Genomic DNA, 5,656 nt, shown 5'->3' with positions numbered 1-5,656 from the left:
TCGAACAGCGGCTGCGTCCAGTGACGCACCTCCCGGCCCTCGATCTCGATGTCGCAGAATACTACCTTAAAGCTGTACGGGCGGTCGCAGACAAACTCACCATCCCGCATTTGCCAGTTTTTCAGGCTATACAGCGGCACCAGGCGGTAACTGCTCTCGTCGAACATCTTGTAGTTGTTGATGTACTGGTATATCTCCGGCAGGATGTTTTTCCCGGTCCCCTCCGCCGAGCGCTTCAGCGCAGGGTCTTTTAACTCGTCTATGTACTCCCCCAGCGGCAGACAGGAAAGCACTGTCCGCGTGTCCATGTTCACTAGGTTGTCATGGCGCATGAGCTCTTTGAGCTGCCCCACCGTCATCCACCGGTGGCTGGGCAGCACGGGCACGTCCTCGTCTACCTCCAGGATGATGTTCCGGTTCCGCTTCTTGTAAAACCGCGACGATTGCTCCGACTGGATCTGGTCCACGACGATGCGATATTTCGACGCATTCAAAAAGCAGTCTAGGTACGGAGGCTTATCCCCCTTGTGCTTCTGGGTGAAGTTAGACTTTGTCGCCTGGATCGTCGGAGATATCTGGATGTGGTTGATGTTCCCCGGCTCGATCTTCGCCTGCATCAGGCAGTGCATCTCCCCGTTGATCCGGCGGCACAGAATGCCCAAATACCCAATCTCGTTCTGGATGATGATGGGCTGCTCCGATACCACCTGGCCGTCTACCAGCTCCTGCATACCCATGACGCGGAAGAAGCTCTTGTTCCGGTTTTCTATGTATCCCCCCGCCTCGTTGTAGTACCAGTCCTCCGAGTCCTCCAACCGGTTCTTCCGGATGGATACGTGCACCGTCCGGTTCCGCTCGGCAATCCATGCCAGCAGCTCTTCTGTTGTGTAAAGGGGCATGGTATCACCTCATGGACTTCACGAACGACACCGTTTCCTTGATGTCATTCTTTTTGATGAACAGGTACAGCACATAGCACCCGGCGTACATAAGCATCCCCGCAAAGCCAAAAAACCAGTTGCAGAGGATGAACGCCACCGTCATGCACAGTTCGATGACGATGTCCTTCTTTACCTCGATGGCAATGTGCTTCGACAAAATAAGTTCGCCTATAATCCCGCGAAATACAAGGCAGATGAGGATAGAAATGATCGCTGCTGTCACATTGTGCAATACCACCGTTGACAACACCGTCAGCACGCCGCTCAGCACCAGCGCCGCAATGTTGCACCGCATCAGCTGCTTCTCCAGCCGCAGAGCCTTGTAATACGTGTTGATGAGCATGGACATCTTGCTCTGGTAGACGCACACAGGGAACAGGATGGCGGCATAGCGAAAGCTGACGGCATACTGGGGCAGCCAAACGGAGAGAATGCGCTGGAGCGGATAATAAAACAGCAGCACGGCGAAAGCGAAGCCCACCAACGAGACCCGCATGAGCTTATAAAGGCCCGGGAGCTGCCCCTCATCCATCCTCCGCAGGAGAGGATACATGACGATGGATATGGCGTTGATGGCTGTCATGACCAGATTCGACACTGTGAGCGTCATGGATATCCGGCTGAAGGTGGCGATATCCCAGCAACTCTGCACACCGAAGCGCACCACCCCGATGATCAGCATATCGCTCAGCTGGGCCAGCATGAACTTGAAGCCGACGGAGATGTTCTCCTTTATCTCGGGAATGACACCTCGCAGCGGCAGTGTCTTCGCCCGGATCATGTCCCGGCAGTACCAGACGCCGATGCCCAGAGAGATATACTTGGCCGCCACATCTAAAACGATAAGCAGCCGAAAACCCCGGTATCCAGCCAACACCATGGGCACCGCCGCCAGGACATACAGGATGCGCTCAGAGATGGTGACGATCGCGTACTCCTTTATCCACGCCGTCGCCTGGAGGACGAAAGTGATGAACCACCGCAGGCACATCCCAACCGCAGCCACGCACACGCAGTCGATCACATAATGCCGTTCAGGGCTGGTGGAAAAAAACAGCGAAAGGACGAATATGACAGCGTAGAGGGCAGCCTCGAACATCCCCAGCAGGCGGAACTGCGTGCTGTACAGGGGTTTGTCCAGCTGTTCATAATACTGTCCGCCGATGCGCAGGTAAACTCCGTCGCACAGGCCAAGGTAAGACACGCCGACGTAACTTGTGAAAAAAACATAGAGCTGATAGAAACCGTACTGCTCCATGCTTATAAGCTTGGGCAGGACAAGCGTGATCACCACAGCGATCAATGAAGAAAGAACATTCGACATGAACGCATAGGAAAAGGCTTTCGTAAATTCACGGAGTTTTTTTGCTGCCAACCCTCTTCCTCCTATTTTTCCAGTTGTAAAATCTCATCGATCAAGCAGGAAGGAGAAAACCTACCATCATAATGAAAATCGACCGGGGTCCGCGCTTTGACCCATTCCCAGTCGATGTCCTCCGGCTTGGCGAATATGTGGATATAATCAGGGTCGTAAAACGGCAGGTCCTTCACATCGGTGTTGTTTGTCAGCAGTTTTCTGTTGTAGACAACAGCCTCATAGTAACGTAACGTAGCCCCGGACTGCCCTTCTGATAGTACATCAAGCAGACAGTTGCATTGCAGCTCTTCAAATACCGTCTGTTTGTAATCGACAGCGGTGTTATAGACGATATTCGGGAACGAAAGCCTGTCATTGCTCTTCACATGGACCAAACGTGCCCGGAAACTGACATGGGCGTCGTTCGCGCTCTCCAGGATGCTGTTGATCATAGAAATGCGGCCCTTATTACTGCCGACGAATCCAAAGTCATATTGTATCTCCGTGCCGCGCAGCTCCTCAAAAGTGGAATATGGAATAGTGTGAAACATAAAGCCATATGTTTCCTCGTCCTTTGGGTCGAAGGTATAGATGTAATCAAACCCATATTTTTTAGAAAATGTTCTCATGTTTTTGCAAATACTGGCCAAGAACGCATCCACTAAAATCATTACTATTTTTATGTGATGTTTTTTGCGCAATTTATCCAAATATCCAAAATCAAGATAATCAAGAGTACCATTAAACATCAAAAGATAGTTGGTCCTGTCATCATACCAGTCTAGTTTATCAAGAACACAGCCCCATATCCTCTTAAATGGAAGCCGTATTTTGCTGTTAATTTTGTGAGAAAAGTGTACTCTCCTAATTGCTTTTAGTATATTGCTCTTAAGGGGAGTATATGAAAAGTATACTTTCACTCTTTCGTCACGTTCGAGATCAGTTAGTAGTCTACCAACAAGATCTGTAGCTCCCGGTTTCTCATTTAAAAATACAATATTTGTTTTCACTGACTCACACTCTCTTCTTCAAGAAAACTGACCAGTTTTTCAGCACTCTTGTCCCATTCCAGTTCCGCCAAAAACACTTTGATATGTCCCTGCTGTACCCGGATGAGCCCGGGGTCCTCTAAATATTGAGCCATAGCCTGGCAAAGAGTGTCAGCGTCGTTAGGAGGAATGAGTCGGCCCGTCTTCCCGTCCTCCATCTGCTCCGCCATGCCGCCGCTATCCGTGGCAATCACGGGTGCACCGTACTCATAGGAGACAAGTACCACCCCCGACTGGGTAGAGTCCTTGTAGGGGCAGACCGTCACCAGATTTTCGCCGACGTATATGCCGCTGACTTCCTCATCCTTGATCCAGCGGTTGATCAGGGTGAAATTGGAAAATCCCTCATAGGCTGCGGCATAGGGTGAGAAATCCCCCTTGCCGATCACCGTCAGCGATATCCTCCCCGGATAACGCTCCCAAAGTGCCCGATATGCTTTTGCCAGCACATCCAGGCCCTTGTATTGAGCGATCACTCCAAAAAACAGAAAGTTGATCTTATCCGGCGCATAGGACACGATTGGCGCGGCCGCAGGCAGGTTCTTGTACATATTGTGCCTGCTCAGCGGGATGTATTCCACCCGTTTGCCCGGATATAACTGTTGCACCTGCGTGACAAACCGCTTGGAGTGGACAATAATCACTTCCGCACTGCGGTATGCATCAAAGGAGTTTAGCAGGCGCATTGGATTAAACCGGGCAGCCCCGCTGTGGGGCGTAGGATCATGGTCAACAACAGCTACTGGCACACCCGGAAAAAGATGGTTGATATGTGATGTCAACATTGTTGCCATTGGGCAGTATATCCATTTAATTTTATACTCTCGTAGCGCCGTAGTGATCGTCTTTGCTGTCGTAAACGGAAAACTTAATACCCGCCCAACCAACGATAGTCTGTCATGGTAGGTATCAATAAGGACTAACTTTTCAAAGGCCACGCTTTTCCACAGGGCAAGATTTTCCACCCCTTTAGCAAGGATAGGAATCACTCGCTCTCCCCGGTCAACAAGCGCTCGAGCCATTTCAAAAGCGTCAAGCGGACCTCCCCCGGTACGGCCAGTGTAATTTATCACAATACAATTTTTCATTCTTTGCCTCGCGTATTTGTATTACTATTATCACTCGAAACCTAGCAGAGCAAGAAATTTACCGTTTCTTAAACAACTGACCATTTCAACTCACTGGACACATACTCTCATGTCTGTTGTCTCTAAATACACATTACCTTATCCGTTTTCTCCACCACTCCAACATATCTGCCACCGTTTGCTCCATAGGTATTTGCTGTTTCCAGCCCGTATCTCGCTGGAGCTTCGTAACATCTCCCGCGATGACACGCTCGTCCGTAGGCCGTAAGAGCGCCGGATCTACCCTGACCTCAAGTCTATGTCCCAGCTGCTTTTCAATCATCCTCACGATATCTTTCATCTGGTAGATGCGCTCGGATGAAATGTTATATACCTCTCCGGGGATACCTCTTTCCGCCAAAAGTAACAACGCTGACACTAAATCTCGCTGGTCCATAATGGCCCGCCGAGTCTCCAGATTACCCACGCGCAGTTCATATATTCCCGAGCGCTCTGCCTCAACAGCCCGCCTTGTGAAGTCCGAAGTAACGTCATTGACCTTGCGCGTTCCCGTAGAGTTGAATATCCGAGCCCGGATACAACGAATATGGTCGTTCTTATAGTACTGGAAAGAGATAAGATCCTGTCCAACCTTACTCACACCATAAGGATGCAGAGGAAGAAGTTCTGTTGTCTCTTTTACGAATACATCATTACCCCCCAGCAAATTCAAGCTCTCTCCATATTCCGCACTGGAGCAGGCGACCACTACCATGGGATCATATTGTCTATCTACGATTTGACGCGCTTTTTTCACAGCCTCATAGACCGCGACTGTACCATTGACATTGGTCTCAATGGTCTCATAGGGTCGATCCCAAGACACAGTAGGATAGCTTTGCGCCGCCAAGTGAAATATCTGCTCCGGCATATATTCCAGAACAACCTTCTCAACGCTTTCTGGATACCGGACATCGCACTCTACCATTTTGATTTCTGATGGCAATTCACTGATATCCGTTGTGGGCCGATAATATGTACCTATCACGTTATCTCCACGTGCATGTAGCACTTCCACCATGTGAGAGCCAACCATTCCTCCGGCTCCTGTCACTAGTATGTTCATATACCTTCCCTCCCCAAAAACCTGTCCTCCAGCATCATGCACCAACAATGGTATATTGGCAGGTGCAACTCCTGAACAAGATACGTCTCCGTTTCCGGCACCTGCACCGTCACATC

Annotated in this window: 5 protein-coding genes and 1 pseudogene; all 6 read right to left on the bottom strand. The window is 50.1% G+C overall.

Annotated features, from left to right (window positions below):
* On the bottom strand, positions 1 to 899 hold an 899-nt coding region (locus Q0Z69_RS16510), incomplete at its 3' end, for an NDP-hexose 2,3-dehydratase family protein (RefSeq protein ID WP_298035497.1).
* A 4-nt stretch (positions 900 to 903) separates the two neighbouring features.
* Positions 904 to 2,316 carry a lipopolysaccharide biosynthesis protein gene (locus Q0Z69_RS16505; RefSeq protein WP_298035496.1) on the bottom strand — a complete coding sequence of 471 codons (1,413 nt, stop codon included), beginning with the start codon at positions 2,314 to 2,316 and terminating at the stop codon, positions 904 to 906.
* Positions 2,317 to 2,327: 11 nt separating this feature from the next.
* Positions 2,328 to 3,308: a hypothetical protein gene (locus Q0Z69_RS16500; protein WP_298035495.1), complete on the bottom strand. Its 981-nt coding sequence runs from the start codon at positions 3,306 to 3,308 to the stop codon at positions 2,328 to 2,330.
* Positions 3,305 to 4,435 carry a glycosyltransferase family 4 protein gene (locus Q0Z69_RS16495; RefSeq protein ID WP_298035494.1) on the bottom strand — a complete coding sequence of 377 codons (1,131 nt, stop codon included), beginning with the start codon at positions 4,433 to 4,435 and terminating at the stop codon, positions 3,305 to 3,307. Before Q0Z69_RS16495 ends, Q0Z69_RS16500 begins: the two co-directional genes overlap by 4 nt.
* Before the next feature lie 133 nt (positions 4,436 to 4,568).
* A complete protein-coding gene (locus Q0Z69_RS16490; RefSeq protein ID WP_298035498.1) occupies positions 4,569 to 5,495 on the bottom strand; it encodes a GDP-mannose 4,6-dehydratase in 927 nt (308 codons plus the stop codon).
* A 41-nt stretch (positions 5,496 to 5,536) separates the two neighbouring features.
* Positions 5,537 to 5,656: pseudogene (locus Q0Z69_RS16485) on the bottom strand (phosphoheptose isomerase); the annotation flags it as partial.

Source organism: uncultured Dysosmobacter sp. (genome assembly GCF_947631165.1).
Classification (GTDB): Bacteria; Bacillota; Clostridia; order Oscillospirales; family Oscillospiraceae; genus Oscillibacter.
Note: the sequence above shows the minus strand (reverse complement) of the source record. Positions and strands in the feature narration are given on the sequence as shown.